Below are 14,430 nucleotides of genomic sequence, written 5' to 3'. Positions count from 1 at the left end.
TCGCCATCCATCCATTTCGCGTAAGTCGTCAGGACATCTCGATGCTGTGCCCGAGCTGTTTCGCGCAATAGGCGGGCGTCATGCCGGCCATCAGCATCGCAGTCGCGTAGCTATGCCGCATGTTGTGCGGGCGTCGATAGCGAATCTCGAGTCGTTTTAGGATCGGCGTTCAGAAGCTGCGACGGAATGTGCGCTTATCGTCCCGGCGCGTTCTGTATCCGGGATCGTGAAAGATGGTGTGCAGGCAATAACGCCGTAGCGTTTTACCTGACACTCGGCGTGGAATAGATCGGCGAGAAAGAATCGACCGTCATTCCGGGAAGGCTCATTTCGATTCTGCGGATACCAATCTGGCAGGCGATCATTTATGGATCGCATACTCTACACTTCAGATAAGTATGCGTGCCTCCCCGGGGAGAAGCCATGAAACGCGTCATGAAGAGTTTCCTGCTTGCCGTTGGCCTGCTGACCGCGATTGGTAGCACCGTCGGCACCTATGCGGTCCTCTCCGCCCCGTCGGCCCATGCTGAGCCGTGCGGCGGCCGCGGATATTCGCAGGACGGTAATGGCGGCCCACCCTGAGGAGTTGAGTCCGGATTGCCGACAAACGCATGCATCGCGTCTTGCCAGCCTGATATGTCGGGCTCAGGCCGCGCGAGCGTTGCGAAAAACAATCCACGACCAGAGCGCACCGCCAGCAACCTTTGCGACGAACTGCAGCGCAGCGATCAGCGGGAACACGGTTCCGAATGCGATCAGCGGAAAGATGACCGAATCGACGGCGGCGCCGGCGACGTTCGCGCCATTTGCGCGAGCCAATATCGGGTAGCGGCGCGCGACCTGAAATACGGCCGCACTGGCGACTGCCGCCGCGCTGAACGCGACCAGTGACGCCAGCGAAATTTCCTTGGACGCAGGGTTCAGCGCAAAGCTCACGAATCCTGCCGCCACGATCAGGCCGAACATCCGCGTCCACAGCGCGCGTCCGCGCCAGTCAAGATGCAAACGGTCCCGGATGGCGAGGTCGAGCCCGATCAACAGGAAAGCAATGACCGGCGTCACTGCCGGGCCAAAGCGCGCGACTGTCAGGTTCGCGACGGCAACAACTGCAATGTAGATCGCAACGTACATGGGTCATCAGCGGTGAATGGGATTGCGTGTACCGGTATGCCGCGATCTCCGGCGCGAATGGCGGCGTTACTCGCCCAGCTTCGGCCACGTTTCCGGATCGAATCCTTGCTGATCGTCCGCTGGAGGAAGGTCGAGAACGAGTTTGACGGTGCTCATGTTTGCCTTGAGCGAAAACACCCGGCCGATGACGAGAAACGTCTGCTGCATATCTTCGAGCTCGACGAAGTCGCCCGGTTGCGGAAGATGCGCACCCTGATCGTAGGAAAAGCTGGTGTTGGTTTGATCGCCTACCGCTTCCGCGGCATGGTCGGTGAATTCGATGGTGATGTGTGTGGTCATGCGAACACTGGTGTCCGGTGGTTGGAGAGATCCGATGCTTCGATTTTCGCATATCCATGGTCGCGTATCGCGTCCGTACTGCCCGCGCCAGGATGCGTAGGGGCAGGCACGACGAAGCAGGTGAATCGACCATGCTACGATCCACCTGTCTCAATAAAACGCCGGACCGATGAAGAAAAAGTTTGTGATGCGTGGCTACGAAATGAACTGCGAGCCGCGCGTGACCGGCGACGGCAAGTTCGCCGCCCAGGTCGAGGTAACGAAGATCGGTTTCAGCCGGGAGGCCGCATTCCGGAACCTCGGCGAATTCGACACGGAAGCCGAGGCTGTCGACTATGCGATGAAGTTCTCGGAAGAGTGGCTTAGCCGGTACGGTTGAGGTCGTGGGCCACCGATGCGTGGGTTTGACGACGCGCATCCGTCACCTGCGCGCGCGACTGGCGTGCGCCCAGCTTCACCAGCCGAACTGCGGAGCCTCATGTTCGAGCAGACTGTCGAACGGATTCAGAAGCCGCCCGTCACCGCCGGTCCGATCCGATATCCGCCGTCGGGCGTCGAGAGGTTGGCGCAGCCGGCCAGGGCAAGCATCATGAGTGCGGTCACAACGAACGAGGCGAGTTTCATCGGTCTCCGGATCCCATGTCGGTAATCGAATTGAAAGAGAAGCATATCTGATGTGTGCCGAGCCGCGCCAGTTCCGAATGTGTTTCGGACGCGCGGTGATCGCGTAGGCGTGTTTCTCCATCTGCGGACGGACTCGCGATTCCTGTCCTGCATACCGCATCTCGGACCGCCTGGTGAGTTGCGACGGGTTGGTGCGGTCGTTACACCGGCAACAATGGCCGAATCGGACAGGCGTTTGGCGGATTACGCCATTCCTACACAATCTTTCATCCGCATAACATTACGCCAATGATCCTCGTGCCTAAGCTTGCTCTTAGGCCCATTGTCGATGTCGTGTCGGCAATGCCTTGGTCCCGGCAGCGGCATACGTCGCTGTCGGGGTTTTTTTGCCTGCAGCCAGCGGCCCGGCCGAGCATGCCCGGTCGCGCAATGGTGCCGAGCCCACTGTCGAGCGGACCGAAGTTCGTGCGACGGCGAGCATCGTTCCGCATTCAGATTCAATACGCGTCTGAGTGGCGGCGATCGAATGCGCGTCATTCGGCGAACCGACAAATCAAATCCCTTCATTGCCGACTGGCGAAAGCAGTCCGGAAGCAGCGTGCGTCCCTGTAGCGCACCGGCGCTGGACAAGCACGCCGGGATTCGGAGATGATCGGCCAATGCACGTCGCCCGCGCGCGAAGCGCGCGGTGAATGCGTGTTCCCCGTGTGCGGACATGCTTGCTCGACGAAATGCCGCGAACTCCGCAGCCCGTTGTGCGGCACATCAAAGATATTGGTCGCGGCCCGGACGAATGTCCGATGCGAATCCGGTCGGCACCCACGCATTCGAACGCCCGCCACCTTTTCCACGGAGGTCCCGATGTCGGTGTTTGCAGTCAGTGGAGTCAGAATCGATCTGAGCAGTGGACGCGTGACTCATGTGCGATGGGGGCAGGTGAATCCGGCGAGCCGCGCGTGGGTTGCCGGGCCGCACGATGCGCACGTGTCGGAGGTGGTGCGTGCCGTTGTCGGCGGCGACGAGGTCTACGTGATCTTCGACGCGTCGGGAAATCGTGCGGCCGGCCCGAAATTGAAGCGTGTCTTTTACCGCGACGCGACCGAAGGCATCGAGCTCGATGTGGATGCAACCAGGGAGGCTCGCACGCTCAGGGATCTTCCGCAGATCTGATCTCGATGCGCGGCCAGTATCCCGGAGCTTGACCGATGAATGCTGAACACGAGCCGAATGATGCAGGATGGCATGTCGATCCCGCGTCGGGCGATCTGCGCGCGCAGTTGCCGTTGACGTTGCCCGTCGACAACCGCAGCCTGAAAAGAAAGGCGGCCGTATGCATCGTGCTCGCCGGGTTGACCTTCTATGGCTACTCGCTCGATCGTTCGCTGATACCCGTTGCGGGGCTCGCCGCATTACTGGCACTGGCCGGCATCGGTTTCTTCATCGGTGCGAGACGGCAAATGGCGCTCCGCATCGATGAAACCGGATTCGTGATGGTCGGTGCAGTGCGTGAAAAACCGGTCACGCGCTGGCGCGACGTCACGGACTTCGGCGTGGTGAACATTTACGGCAACCGCTTCATCCGATATCAATTTACCGAGCATGCGCAGCGCGCGAGGGTGCCGGGCGGCGTGCTCCTGCCGGTCAACCGCTTTGCCGAGCTTCCGCTCGAAGCCGTGGCCGCCATGATGGAGGCCTGCCGCGACACATTCACGACGTCGGCGTCACCGGCCGATACGTTGCGGTAAGCCGGACCGCTTCTCGACATCCGCGCAAGCGGCCCGGGCGCCGCAAGTCCGCACGGCCATGACGGTGCGCCTGGCGGCGCGCGATCCGATCGCCTGCGTTCAAGGCCGTGCGCCGTGCTTTCAGACGACCGTAGTGGCACCTTGGGTCACGTCACGCACGTCGATTCGATTCAAAAAATTTTCGGTCGACATGTCGATTCCGCATCCGCTCGTCCGTCGTATGGTCGGAGGCGTACGCATCGCGCGCCACGTCCCGCTTTCCGAATCGACAATCGACTGAAGGAGCCACGCCCATGTCCACGTCCGTCAAACCGATCCCCGAAGGGATGCGCACGCTGACCCCGCATCTGATCTGCGCCGGCGCTGCCGACGCGATCGACTTCTACAAACGCGCGTTCAACGCGGTCGAGCAGTTCCGGCTGCAGGCCCCGAACGGCAAGCTCGTGCACGCTTGCCTGACCGTCGGCGATTCGACGCTGATGCTCGTCGACGAGATGCCCGAGCATGGCGCGCTCGGGCCGAAGACGCTGAAAGGCACGCCGGTTGCACTTCACCTGTTCGTGCCGGACGTCGACGCGGCGATCGCGCAGGCCGTCGCGGCCGGTGCGACGCTGAAGATGCCGGCTGCCGATATGTTCTGGGGCGATCGCTATGGCCAGGTCGAGGATCCGTTCGGGCATCGCTGGTCGCTCGCGACGCACCAGCGCGACCTGACGCCCGAGCAGATCGCCGCCGCGATGGCGAGCGCGCCGGCATGCGGGGGCTGAATCAGGTGCGTGCCGCCGTGCCGCGCCGCTTGTCTACGTAGATCCGGAGGTCGGCCGACGCGAGCAGGTCCGACACGGTGTGAGGGCGGGCGGGATCGTACGCGACATGGCCGGCGCTGAACCGGATCGCATAGCCGCGCGCGATCGCCTCGTTGCGCACGGCCAGTGCGCGCGACACGTTCGACGGGTTCGTCGCCGCTGGAGGCATCGGTTGCGCTCGGCAGCGGACGAACTCGTCGCCGCCGAGCCGCGCGATCACGTCGCTGTCGCGCAGCGTGGCTGTCAGCGTCTCCGCGAACGTCTTGAGCGCGCAGTCGCCTTCAGCGTGGCCGAGGCGGTCGTCGATCGTCTTGAAGTCGTTCAGGTCGAAGAAGACCAGCATCGCGCGCCGGTCGAGCCGCGCGCAGAGGCTCAGCGCGTGGCGCGCGAGCGTTTCGAAACCGCGCCGGTTCGTCAGCTGCGTGAGTTCGTCGGTGGTCACGAGGTGCAGCACGCGCATATCGCGCGCCGTCTCAAGTCGCACGTCGCGGTGCCGTAAACAGGGGCGAACTGACTTGCCTACGACAACGCCACATGGTTCGATTTCTGTACGCGGGGTATCTCGCCCTGGCGCTCTACATCATCTATCCGATGGTGCACGGCTTTCTTGAAACCGACGTCGCCTGCCTTGGCGGTATTGCATCGATCGATGCTGCCGATGCGGCTCGGCATCCGGCGAGCGACGCGCAGGCGAGCAAGCGTGAGTGCACGTCGCTCGTGGCGCGGGCCAATCCCGCTTCCGGACGGGCGGACGGCATCCATTGACGGAGCCGGTTGGCCTGGGAATGCGCGCCGGTTATCCTTCATGGACCCGGTTCGTTGAGCGGCTGGATCAACGACCGGCGGTCGCGCGCGTACTGCAACGCGAAGGGGTAGCGATCGTCGGATAGGTCCGTGAGACCGTGCATGTCATCGTTCGCGGGCATCGAAACCTGATCGCGTCGATGGTCTGCCTTACGTCTCCCTTTGGTTCTTCCGAGGTCAGATCGCAAAATTGCGCAGGGCTAGCAATTGGAGCATCGCCTCTCGTATACTCTGCCGCCCATTCATTCAATACACTCTCCATGCGGAAATATTTCGCAGGCGTGCTGTTGGCACTATCGACGCACGTATTCGCATCCGACAATTGTTCCCAATTCAGCCCGCGTGGCGAGCTTCCCGTTCTGACCAATCCGAAGATGGCTGCGCAAGCGCGCCTTCTCTGCTATTCGGATTTCGAGGTGCTGCATTCGGGAATCACGCATGGCCCGCTGTGGTCGGCGGAACACCTGACACGCGCCCACCTTGTTGCCGCGAAGAGCGAGGTGCGCACCAATCGCTTTTTCGAAGAACGCCGTCTACCTGCCGGTGAGGGCGCTCGACTCGCAGATTATCGCAAGAGCGGCTTCGATCGAGGGCACATGAGTCCGGCGGGCGACCGCTGGAACGACGAGGCGATGGCCGAGTCCTTTTCGCTCGCGAACATGGTGCCGCAGAACCCGACGAACAATCGCCGCTTGTGGGCGCATATTGAGGAGGCCGTTCGCCGAATCGGCATGAGCGCCACTGACACTTTTGTTGTCACCGGCCCGATGTTCAAGGGAGCAGAGCTGAAAACGATCGGGGAAACCGGGGTGGTCGTGCCCACTCAGATTTTCAAGGTAGTCTATGTACCCGAGAAGCGCCTCGCGTTTGCGGTCGTAGTGAACAACACGGCAGCGAACCGCTACGACTTGACGACGGTGCACGAACTCGAGGCGCAAAGCGGATTGCGATTCCCCGGCATTCCGGAATCCCTGAAAGATACCCGTATCGGAGGTTTGAATGGAGTTTAAGGCGTTTGCGGATGACACTGCCGTCCTGAATATCCACGGCGACGACTTCACCGTCACAAACGACCCGGAGCGCGTCGTGCTGTCAGGAACATTGGAAGTGACGCGCGACAAGGTCGGCCTCGCAGCCGCGCTTGCGCTGCAACAGGCGATTGCGAGCATCGTCGAAGCGCTTCAGCATGATCCTTCGCTCCCCGAGCGCGTCAACGAGGAACCTCCCGCGCCAACGGGCAAGATCAAGAACCCGTTTGCCTGACGAGCTCGGCTCTCGTGGATTCAGTCAGCGAGAGCAGGGCAGCTTCCCGCCGTGGCTTCGTTTACGGCGTGATTGGCGGCTGGTGGAAAGGCACTCCATCGGCCGTCGCAAGGGGGCAAGGTCAAGGTGGCTCGAGGCAATCGCAACGATGTCCGTCTCGAGTTCATGCCGGCGCCACGGGTCGAGCAGGCTTGAATCTCGGTATTCTTCAAGTACGCCGAAGCTTTCGGTCAACATCCGGCCGGTTGAATCCAGTTTCGGCGTTGCCGACGGCCTCCATGAGTCCGACACCCGTTGCGTCCGACAGCGGATGCGTATGGCCGCAATAAAGGTTCTGCTCTTCCGAGAAAGGCAGTCTGTAGACGATCATCGGTCGTGCCCGCGCGGTGCCGGCCATCGCGCGCACCGGGCGGCGCTGCAATGCACGTTGCGATCCGCGGAATCAGTACGTGGAGCGGTACGCGGTGCCCTGATCGAAGCGGCTCTGCCAGTGCGCGAGATAGCGTGACGCGAGCTGCGGATTGTTCCAGACCACGACGACGTTCTCGGAGTTGCGCGTTGCCGCCGACGCGCTGTAGTTGAACGATCCGGTCTCGACGTGCTCGGCGTCGATCACGATGTACTTGTCGTGATGGATCGCGTACGCATCGATCGTGCGTGTCGGGATGCCCGCATTGACGAGCAGGTTCAGCGCCTGCTTGCTGCTTTTCGCGCGATTGCCCTTGTCGTCGACGACGACCGCGATATTGACGCCGCGCCGCTTCGCGGCGAGCAGCGCGCGTGTCACGGCGGGCGACGTAAACGAGTAGGCGGCGACGCGGATCGAACTGCGCGCGGCGCCGATCGCCTTCAGGACGAGCGCCTCGGCACCGCCGTCGGGCGAGAACGCCGATTCGACGACCTGGCTGGCCGGCGCCTCGTGCGTCGGGGCCGGCAGCAGGCGCGACACGAAATCGATCGCCTGCTGAAATAACGATTCGGGTTGCGTCTTGCCGAACGCGGTGAATGGGGTGACGAGCAGGGAAGAGGCAAGGCAGACAGCGGCGACGCGATTTCTCGACAACATCGTGGACAACGGGGCATTTTTGAGACAGCGGGCCGTGAGTGTAACGCAGGCGCGTTGCCGCGGCCATCGCCGACTTGTTGCGAAACGTAGGCGATTGCGGAACGGCGTGCGCGTGTGAGCGCGCTGTCGTTCGATGCAGATGTGTCGAACGGTTTTGGGTCGACGTGTGTCTGTTTGCGATGGTGGAGTGCGGCGCAGGCGCCGCGTGTGCCGCGAACAGCCGGTGCGGTCGACAGGCCTGAAACGAGATCGTTGCAAGCCGGCGAGCGCGGTTCGCTGCCGCACTCGAAAGGATTACTCGCCGGATGCGGCCGACGCCTCCGATGCAACCGACCCGACCCATCCCGGGCCCGCTTCGGGCTGCACGTCACGCGGATCGAGCGGTTCGCCGCATGCCGAGCACACGGTAGCCGCGTGCATCAATTGACCGCAGTTGCGATGGCGCAACTGCAGCGGCGGCCCGTGACCGTCGTCCTTCCAGCGGTCGCCCCACGCGAGCAGCGCAAGCAGTGCAGGGTAGAGGTCGCGGCCTTTCTCGGTCAGCCGGTATTCGAAGCGCGGCGGGCGGTCCTGATACGCGTGCTTCGCGAGGACGCCTTCGTCGACGAGCCGCGCCAGACGTTCGGCCAGCACGTGGCGGGTCACGCCGAGCTGCGCCTGGAACGCGTCGAAGCGGCGGCAGCCGAGAAACGCATTGCGCAGGATCAGCATGGTCCAGCGGTCGCCGAGCACGGCGAGCGTGCGCGCGACCGAGCAGTTCAGCGAGCCGATGTCATCCCATTTCATCGTCGGGTTCCGTGAGGCGGTGCGGGAAAGAGCGGGTTCGATTATAGAACCGACCCTCGAACACATCAGCCGGTACCGGCGTTGACAGCCGGATTTCCGTTGTGAATAATAAGTTCCAATTTGGAACTTACTACTGCGCCAACGCGCTTTCCATCAGGAGACACCCGATGAATCCGCTTTCGATGTCAGGCCTCGAGCTGTTGCGTGCCGCTGCGACGGGCGACGCGCCGCTCGCGTCGATTTCCGAGACCGTCCCGATGCGGCCGGTGGAGGTCGAGCTCGGCTACGTGAAGTTTTCGGCGCGCGCGGACGGCCGGCACCTGAATCCGCTGGGCGGCGTGCATGGCGGGTTCGCGGCGACGGTGCTCGATTCGGTGACCGGTTGCGCGGTGCATTCGATGCTCGACGCGGGCATCGGCTATGGCACGATCGACCTGCACGTGAAGATGCTGCGGCCGGTGCCGCGCGATGTCGACCTGGTCGCGGAAGGCCGCGTGATTCACCTGTCGCGCTCGCTCGGCGTCGCCGAGGGCACGTTGAAGACGCCGGACGACAAGATCGTCGCGCACGCGTCGGCGACCTGTTTCATTCAGCGGCCGCAGTAACGGACCGAAATCCGGACCGAAATCCGGACCGAAATCCGGACCGAAACCGCCGGCGAAGGTCGGCTGTAAGCGACCGGAAGGCCAAACTGAAGGAAACGCTGCAGTGTGTTAGCGTTTCTGCTTTCCACCGATGCGACAGGAACAGCATGGAATACCGCACACTTGGCGAGTCAGGCATCGAAGTCAGCCTGATCGGTCTCGGGACGATGACGTGGGGCGAGCAGAATTCCGAGCGCGACGCGCATGAGCAGCTCGACTACGCGATCGCGCAAGGCGTCACGCTGATCGACGCCGCGGAAATGTACCCGGTGCCGCCGCGGCCCGAAACCCAGGGGCGCACGGAGCAATACATCGGCACATGGCTCGCGCAGCACCGTGCGCTGCGCGACAGGATCGTGCTCGCGACGAAGATCGCCGGCCCCGCACGACAGCCGCACAACCCGCGCCACATTCGCGGCGAGGGCAACCAGTTCGATCGCAAGAACCTGACCGAAGCGCTCGACGGCAGCCTCGAGCGCTTGCAGACCGACTACGTCGACCTCTACCAGCTCCATTGGCCTGACCGCAGCACGACGACGTTCGGCCGTCCCGCCTATCCGTGGATCGACGACGCGTACACGGTGCCGATCGAGGAAACGCTCAGCGTGCTCGCGGATTTCGTGAAGGCCGGCAAGGTGCGCGCGATCGGCGTGTCGAACGAGACGCCATGGGGCGTCGCGCAATTCCTGCGTGCGGCCGAGAAGCTCGGGCTGCCGCGCATCGCCAGCATCCAGAACCCGTACAGCCTGCTGAACCGGACCTTCGAGAACGGGCTGTCGGAATTCACGCATCGCGAAGGCGTCGGCCTGCTCGCGTATTCGCCGCTCGCGTTCGGCTGGCTGTCCGGCAAGTACGAGAACGGCGCGCGTCCGGCCGGCGCGCGCATCACGCTGTTCGAGCGCTTCCAGCGCTACAGCAAGCCGCAGGCGGTCGCGGCGACATCGCGCTATGTCGCGCTCGCGAAGCGCCACGGCCTGTCGCCCGCGCAGCTCGCGCTCGCGTTCGTCAACAGCCGGCCGTTCCTGACCAGCAACCTCATCGGCGCAACGTCGCTCGAGCAGCTGAAGGAAAACATCGGCACCGTCGATGTCAAGCTGTCGGACGAGCTCCTCGCCGAGATCGACGCGCTGCACGAACTGCAGCCGAACCCGGCGCCGTAAGCGGCCCGATAAAGCGGCCCTGTAAGCGACCGAAGGCCCGCGCGGCAAGCGTTGCCGCGCGGGCCGTGACCGCTGTGTCGATCAGCGCATCCGCAGGCGCGTGCGCGCGACGAACAATGCCGCGAGGCTCAGCAGCGCGCAGCCCATCAGGTAGAGCGCCGGCGACAGCCGGTTCCCGGTCGCGCTGATGAGCCACGTGATGACGAACGGCGCAAAGCCGCCGAACAGCGTGACGCCCGTGTTGTAGCTGATCGCGAGGCCCGTCGCGCGCGTCTGCGCCGGGAACAGTTCGGCCATCAGCGCGGGCAGCGCGCCGCAATACATCGCCTTCAGCGCGCCGATCCAGATCAGCGCGGCGATCATCGTCGCGAACGACGCATGATGCGTAAGCCACGCGAACGTCGGCCAGACCGTGACGAGCATCAGCAGCGCCGCGGCCGTCATCATGCGGATCCGCCCGACATGATCCGACCAGTGTCCGACGAGGGGCGTGACGAGCGTCAGCACGAAGCCGGTCGCGAGCGTCGCCGCGAAGCCGGTCGACGCAGGCAGGCCGAGCTGCTTGATCGCGTACGTCGGCATGTACAGCACCATGTAGTTGACCGCGGTCGAGATCACGAGTGCGCCGATCGCGAGCAGCACGCGCGTCTTCTGGCCTGCAAACAGCTCGCGCACGGGCGCATCCGATCGCACGTGCGTCTTGAACTCGACGCCTTCGTCGACATAGCGGCGGATGTACAGCCCGACCGGCCCGATCGCAAGACCGAACAGGAACGGCACGCGCCAGCCCCAGCTTTCGAGCTGCGCGGGCGTCAGCGTGCTCGTCAGCAACGCGCCGAACCCCGACGCGAGCAGCGTCGCGAGCCCCTGGCTCGCGAACTGCCAGCTCGACATGAAGCCGCGCCGCTGCGGCGCGTGCTCGACGAGGAACGCAGTCGAGCTCCCGAATTCGCCGCCGGCGGAAAAGCCCTGCATCAGCCGCGACAGCATGATCCCCAACGGTGCGAGGATGCCGATCGACGCATAGGTCGGCATCGCGGCGATCAGCAGCGTGCCGCCCATCATCATCCCGATCGACAGCAGCAGCGATGCCTTGCGTCCGGCGCGGTCCGCGTACGCGCCGAGCACGATGCCGCCGATCGGCCGGATCAGGTACGACAGTCCGAACGTGCCGAGCGTGAGCAGCAGCGACGTCGCCTCGCTCGTCGCGGGGAAGAACAGCTTCGCGATCGTCACCGCGAAAAAGCCGTAGACGATCAGATCGAACCATTCGAGCGCATTGCCGATCGACGCGGCGAAGATGATGCGCCGGATCTTCGCGGCGCTCGGGCGTACGGCGTCCGGCGTGGTCAGGGTGGTGGTGTTCATCGTGTGCGCGTGCCCCTTGGTGGTGTGGACGACTGGCGATGCATGAAGTCTTGTCGGCGGCGTTGCGTCAGAGGCCGGCGCCGGCGGTATCGAGCGCCGCGTGGTGCACGGGCGGGGCGTCTTCGCCGAGATCCCAGAAGAGTCCTGCCATCATCTGGAGACCCTCGCGCACGACGCTGCCGAGCAGGTGCTCGTCGGGCGCGTGCTGTGCACACGCCGGATACGAGTGCGGCACCCAGAGCGTCGGCAGCCCGAGCGTGTCGGAAAACACTTCGTTCGGCAGCGTGCCGCCGAGGTTCGGCAGGATCGCGGGCTTCTTGCCGGTCGTGCGTGCGAGCGACGCGACGGCCCAGCGCACCCACGGATCGTCGGGCGGCACGCGGGTTGCCGGTGCGCCGCGCTCGACGTCGATGTCGACGTCGGCGAAACCATGCGCGTCGAGGTGCGCGCGCAGGTGCGCATCGAGCGCTTCCCAATCGGTGCCGACGACGAAGCGCAACTGGCAGTGTGCGTACGCGGCGGGCGGGATCGCGTTGACCGGGTGCTCGGGGTTGCCGGCCTTGAATGCGAGGACTTCGAGCGTGTTCCAGCCGAACACGCGTTCGGCCGCGGTGAGGCCCGGTTCGCCCCAGTCTGCGTCGATGGCCGGATCGCCGGGCCCGCCGCCGACCGTCAGGTCGGCGAGCGCGTCGCGCACGGCGGCCGGAATCGGCGGCGGACGCAGGCCGGCGACGCGAATCGCGCCGTGTGCGTCGACGAGGCTCGCCAGCGCATGCGCGAGCACGATCGCCGGGTTGCGCAGCAGCCCGCCCCAGTTGCCCGAATGATGTGCGCCGTCGCGCGCGCGCAGGCTCAGCTTGAAGTTGACGGCGCCGCGCGAGCCAAGGAACACGGTCGGCCGGTCGGCCGAGATGCGCGGCCCGTCGGATGCGATCAGCACGTCGGCGGCCAGCGCGTCGCGTTCACGGCGGCACAGCGCGTCGAGGCCCGGCGAGCCGGTTTCCTCGCCCATTTCGATCAGCAGCTTTGCGTTGAAGCCGAGGCGGCCGCCGCGCGCGGCCAGCACGCTCGCGAGCGCCGCGAGGTTGATCGAGTGCTGGCCCTTGTTGTCGGCGCTGCCGCGGCCGTACCAGCGGTCGCCGTCGACGGTCAGCGACCACGGCGACAGCGGTGCGCGCCACTGCGCGTCGTAGCCGCGCACGACGTCGCCGTGACCGTAGACCAGCACGGTCGGCAAGGCATCGTCCTCGTGTCGCGACGCGATCAGGAACGGGCCGCCGCCGTCGACGGGGTTGTCGGCGATGCGCGTCGTGAAGCCGAGGCGCTCGGCTTCGGGCGCGATCTCGTCGGTCAGGTACGCGCGCAGCGTGGCGGCCGAGCCGGTTTCCTGGCTTTCGGTGCGCAGGCTGACCCGGTGGCTGAGGGTGGCGAAGAACGCGCCGGATTCGAACTGGTTCAGCGCGTGCTGGATGGCGGCGGTGCGGCTCAAGACGTCTCTCCTGGGGTTCCGTGGCAAGACGGTTGACCGAAGCAGGTGTTCGGCACGTGCTCCGGGTCCCGTGCAAAGCTGTCCGGTGGCAGGCCGCGAACGCAGGCGACCCGAATTGCGATCGATTCTAGGAAGCCGTTTTTTTTGTCACAATGATCGAATTTCGAACCTTTCTTTGCCGAAAAGGCAAAGCGTGACGGCCGCCGGCGGCCGGGGGACAGAACGATGGCGGCGTTCCTTCACGGCCTCGGATTGCGGTATTTCGTCGAAGTGGCGCGCACCGGTTCGCTCAGCGACGCGTCCGCGCGGCTGCATGTCGCGGTGTCGGCGGTCAGCCGCCAGATCGCGAAGCTCGAGAGCGAGCTGGGCACGCCGCTGTTCGAGCGGCGGCCGCGCGGGATGGCGCTGTCGGAGGCGGGCGAGCGCCTGCTGACCTTCGCGCAGCGCAGCCTGCTCGAGGCGGAACATGTGATGAAGGAGATCGGGGGGCTCGACGCGCTGCACGGCAGCTTGCTGAAGATCGCGTGTTCCGAGGGGTTCGCGATCGACTTCCTGCCGCGTGTGCTCGCGAGCTTCAAGGCGCGCCACCCGGGCGTCGATTTCTCGGTGTGGGTCGTGTCGCCGGCCGACGCGACGCGGCGCGTCCGCGACGGTGATGTGGACGTCGCGCTGACCTTCAGCCTCGCGCCGGAGAAGGGCGTGCGCGTCGAACATACCGAACGGGCGCCCGTTTATGCGGTGGTGCGGCGCGACCACCCGCTCGCCGCGCGCGATGCGGTGTCGCTTGCCGACGTCGCGCGGTATCCGCACGCGCTGCCCGAGCCCGGCACCACGGTGCGCCAGCTGATCGACATCGCGTGCGCGCTCGACGGCGTGCTGCTCGAGCCCGATCTGACGAGCAACAACACGGCGTCGATGTACCGCTACGCGCAGCACACCGGCGCGGTGATGTTCGCGGGCCTGCTGTCGGTGCGCGATCGCTGCGACGCGGACGGCTTCATCCTGATACCCCTGACGAATCCGCAACTGCGCGAGCGCAGCATCCAGGTACAGACGATGGCGGGGCGCGACTTGCCGACGCCGGTGCGCGCGTTCCGCGATCATCTGATCGACGCGATCACCGCGGCGCCGGCCGTGCCGTCGCCTGCACAAGGCCCGCGCGGCCGCCGCGTGAGATAATCACCGATCCGCCCCTGCGCCGATGC

The 14,430-nt window shown here is 65.0% G+C and carries 19 protein-coding genes; 12 read left to right on the top strand and 7 right to left on the bottom strand.

Annotated elements, in window-relative coordinates:
- The first annotated feature begins 423 nt into the window (after positions 1–423).
- Complete coding sequence (locus tag ACV229_RS03760; RefSeq protein WP_448081782.1) at positions 424–582, top strand: hypothetical protein; 159 nt, start codon at positions 424–426, stop codon at positions 580–582.
- 63 nt (positions 583–645) lie between these two features.
- Here ACV229_RS03760 and ACV229_RS03755 read toward each other — a convergent pair whose 3' ends face one another.
- Together ACV229_RS03755 and ACV229_RS03750 are read right to left on the bottom strand one after the other, a co-directional pair.
- Positions 646–1,131, bottom strand: coding sequence for a VUT family protein (locus tag ACV229_RS03755; RefSeq protein ID WP_448081781.1), 486 nt, complete (start codon positions 1,129–1,131; stop codon positions 646–648).
- Between the two features lie 66 nt (positions 1,132–1,197).
- Positions 1,198–1,470, bottom strand: a complete 273-nt coding sequence (locus ACV229_RS03750) for a hypothetical protein (RefSeq protein ID WP_448081780.1) — start codon at positions 1,468–1,470, stop codon at positions 1,198–1,200.
- 169 nt (positions 1,471–1,639) lie between these two features.
- Here ACV229_RS03750 and ACV229_RS03745 point away from each other — a divergent pair, with 169 nt between their 5' ends.
- From ACV229_RS03745 to ACV229_RS03725, 5 genes are all read left to right on the top strand, one after another.
- On the top strand, positions 1,640–1,849 hold the full coding sequence (locus ACV229_RS03745; protein ID WP_448081779.1) for a hypothetical protein: 210 nt from the start codon (positions 1,640–1,642) through the stop codon (positions 1,847–1,849).
- Positions 1,850–2,955: 1,106 nt separating this feature from the next.
- Positions 2,956–3,264 carry a phosphatidylserine/phosphatidylglycerophosphate/cardiolipin synthase gene (locus ACV229_RS03740; RefSeq protein ID WP_448081778.1) on the top strand — a complete coding sequence of 103 codons (309 nt, stop codon included), beginning with the start codon at positions 2,956–2,958 and terminating at the stop codon, positions 3,262–3,264.
- Positions 3,265–3,377: 113 nt separating this feature from the next.
- Positions 3,378–3,839: an aspartyl-tRNA synthetase gene (locus ACV229_RS03735; RefSeq protein WP_448081777.1), complete on the top strand. Its 462-nt coding sequence runs from the start codon at positions 3,378–3,380 to the stop codon at positions 3,837–3,839.
- Between the two features lie 58 nt (positions 3,840–3,897).
- On the top strand, positions 3,898–4,119 hold the full coding sequence (locus tag ACV229_RS03730; RefSeq protein WP_448081776.1) for a hypothetical protein: 222 nt from the start codon (positions 3,898–3,900) through the stop codon (positions 4,117–4,119).
- A gap of 13 nt (positions 4,120–4,132) precedes the next feature.
- Positions 4,133–4,606 carry a VOC family protein gene (locus tag ACV229_RS03725; protein ID WP_448081775.1) on the top strand — a complete coding sequence of 158 codons (474 nt, stop codon included), beginning with the start codon at positions 4,133–4,135 and terminating at the stop codon, positions 4,604–4,606.
- A gap of 1 nt (position 4,607) precedes the next feature.
- Here ACV229_RS03725 and ACV229_RS03720 read toward each other — a convergent pair whose 3' ends face one another.
- Positions 4,608–5,129, bottom strand: a complete 522-nt coding sequence (locus ACV229_RS03720) for a GGDEF domain-containing protein (RefSeq protein ID WP_448081774.1) — start codon at positions 5,127–5,129, stop codon at positions 4,608–4,610.
- Between the two features lie 50 nt (positions 5,130–5,179).
- On the opposite strand from ACV229_RS03720, the gene ACV229_RS03715 reads away from it, so the two are divergent.
- From ACV229_RS03715 to ACV229_RS03705, 3 genes are all read left to right on the top strand, one after another.
- On the top strand, positions 5,180–5,410 hold the full coding sequence (locus tag ACV229_RS03715; RefSeq protein WP_448081773.1) for a hypothetical protein: 231 nt from the start codon (positions 5,180–5,182) through the stop codon (positions 5,408–5,410).
- A 299-nt stretch (positions 5,411–5,709) separates the two neighbouring features.
- A complete protein-coding gene (locus ACV229_RS03710) occupies positions 5,710–6,459 on the top strand; it encodes a DNA/RNA non-specific endonuclease (protein ID WP_448081772.1) in 750 nt (249 codons plus the stop codon).
- Complete coding sequence (locus tag ACV229_RS03705; RefSeq protein ID WP_448081771.1) at positions 6,449–6,712, top strand: hypothetical protein; 264 nt, start codon at positions 6,449–6,451, stop codon at positions 6,710–6,712. Before ACV229_RS03710 ends, ACV229_RS03705 begins: the two co-directional genes overlap by 11 nt.
- Positions 6,713–7,154: 442 nt before the next feature.
- Here ACV229_RS03705 and ACV229_RS03700 read toward each other — a convergent pair whose 3' ends face one another.
- Positions 7,155–7,778, bottom strand: coding sequence for a phospholipase D family nuclease (locus ACV229_RS03700; RefSeq protein ID WP_448081770.1), 624 nt, complete (start codon positions 7,776–7,778; stop codon positions 7,155–7,157).
- A 294-nt stretch (positions 7,779–8,072) separates the two neighbouring features.
- Entirely contained in the window at positions 8,073–8,564 is a 492-nt protein-coding gene (locus ACV229_RS03695; protein WP_448081769.1) for a winged helix-turn-helix transcriptional regulator, read from the bottom strand.
- A gap of 167 nt (positions 8,565–8,731) precedes the next feature.
- Between ACV229_RS03695 and ACV229_RS03690 the strand changes: the two genes are divergently transcribed.
- Positions 8,732–9,169: a PaaI family thioesterase gene (locus ACV229_RS03690; RefSeq protein WP_448081768.1), complete on the top strand. Its 438-nt coding sequence runs from the start codon at positions 8,732–8,734 to the stop codon at positions 9,167–9,169.
- A 146-nt stretch (positions 9,170–9,315) separates the two neighbouring features.
- Positions 9,316–10,368: an NADP(H)-dependent aldo-keto reductase gene (locus tag ACV229_RS03685; protein ID WP_448081767.1), complete on the top strand. Its 1,053-nt coding sequence runs from the start codon at positions 9,316–9,318 to the stop codon at positions 10,366–10,368.
- 81 nt (positions 10,369–10,449) lie between these two features.
- On the opposite strand, the gene ACV229_RS03680 is transcribed toward ACV229_RS03685, so the two are convergent.
- Positions 10,450–11,736 (bottom strand): MFS transporter, encoded by a 1,287-nt coding sequence (locus ACV229_RS03680; RefSeq protein ID WP_448081766.1) that lies wholly within the window; start codon positions 11,734–11,736, stop codon positions 10,450–10,452.
- A gap of 67 nt (positions 11,737–11,803) precedes the next feature.
- The gene (locus ACV229_RS03675; protein ID WP_448081765.1) at positions 11,804–13,225 is read right to left on the bottom strand and encodes a M20 family metallopeptidase; all 1,422 of its coding nucleotides are present in this window, start codon (positions 13,223–13,225) and stop codon (positions 11,804–11,806) included.
- Positions 13,226–13,450: 225 nt separating this feature from the next.
- On the opposite strand from ACV229_RS03675, the gene ACV229_RS03670 reads away from it, so the two are divergent.
- Entirely contained in the window at positions 13,451–14,404 is a 954-nt protein-coding gene (locus ACV229_RS03670; protein WP_448081764.1) for a LysR substrate-binding domain-containing protein, read from the top strand.
- Positions 14,405–14,430: the final 26 nt, after the last annotated feature.

It is taken from the genome of Burkholderia sp. MR1-5-21 (assembly GCF_053427715.1).
The sequence above is the reverse complement of the archived record's forward strand: the minus strand, read 5'-3'. Positions and strand labels throughout refer to the sequence as shown.

Bases quoted from the DNA above. Each gene is read 5' to 3' on its own strand.
- ACV229_RS03760 (WP_448081782.1), top strand. From the start codon at position 424: ATGAAACGCGTCATGAAGAGTTTCCTGCTTGCCGTTGGCCTGCTGACC.
- ACV229_RS03755 (WP_448081781.1), bottom strand. From the start codon at position 1,131: ATGTACGTTGCGATCTACATTGCAGTTGTTGCCGTCGCGAACCTGACA.
- ACV229_RS03750 (WP_448081780.1), bottom strand. From the start codon at position 1,470: ATGACCACACACATCACCATCGAATTCACCGACCATGCCGCGGAAGCG.
- ACV229_RS03745 (WP_448081779.1), top strand. From the start codon at position 1,640: ATGAAGAAAAAGTTTGTGATGCGTGGCTACGAAATGAACTGCGAGCCG.
- ACV229_RS03740 (WP_448081778.1), top strand. From the start codon at position 2,956: ATGTCGGTGTTTGCAGTCAGTGGAGTCAGAATCGATCTGAGCAGTGGA.
- ACV229_RS03730 (WP_448081776.1), top strand. From the start codon at position 3,898: ATGACGGTGCGCCTGGCGGCGCGCGATCCGATCGCCTGCGTTCAAGGC.
- ACV229_RS03725 (WP_448081775.1), top strand. From the start codon at position 4,133: ATGTCCACGTCCGTCAAACCGATCCCCGAAGGGATGCGCACGCTGACC.
- ACV229_RS03715 (WP_448081773.1), top strand. From the start codon at position 5,180: ATGGTTCGATTTCTGTACGCGGGGTATCTCGCCCTGGCGCTCTACATC.
- ACV229_RS03710 (WP_448081772.1), top strand. From the start codon at position 5,710: ATGCGGAAATATTTCGCAGGCGTGCTGTTGGCACTATCGACGCACGTA.
- ACV229_RS03705 (WP_448081771.1), top strand. From the start codon at position 6,449: ATGGAGTTTAAGGCGTTTGCGGATGACACTGCCGTCCTGAATATCCAC.
- ACV229_RS03700 (WP_448081770.1), bottom strand. From the start codon at position 7,778: ATGTTGTCGAGAAATCGCGTCGCCGCTGTCTGCCTTGCCTCTTCCCTG.
- ACV229_RS03695 (WP_448081769.1), bottom strand. From the start codon at position 8,564: ATGAAATGGGATGACATCGGCTCGCTGAACTGCTCGGTCGCGCGCACG.
- ACV229_RS03690 (WP_448081768.1), top strand. From the start codon at position 8,732: ATGAATCCGCTTTCGATGTCAGGCCTCGAGCTGTTGCGTGCCGCTGCG.
- ACV229_RS03685 (WP_448081767.1), top strand. From the start codon at position 9,316: ATGGAATACCGCACACTTGGCGAGTCAGGCATCGAAGTCAGCCTGATC.
- ACV229_RS03680 (WP_448081766.1), bottom strand. From the start codon at position 11,736: ATGAACACCACCACCCTGACCACGCCGGACGCCGTACGCCCGAGCGCC.
- ACV229_RS03670 (WP_448081764.1), top strand. From the start codon at position 13,451: ATGGCGGCGTTCCTTCACGGCCTCGGATTGCGGTATTTCGTCGAAGTG.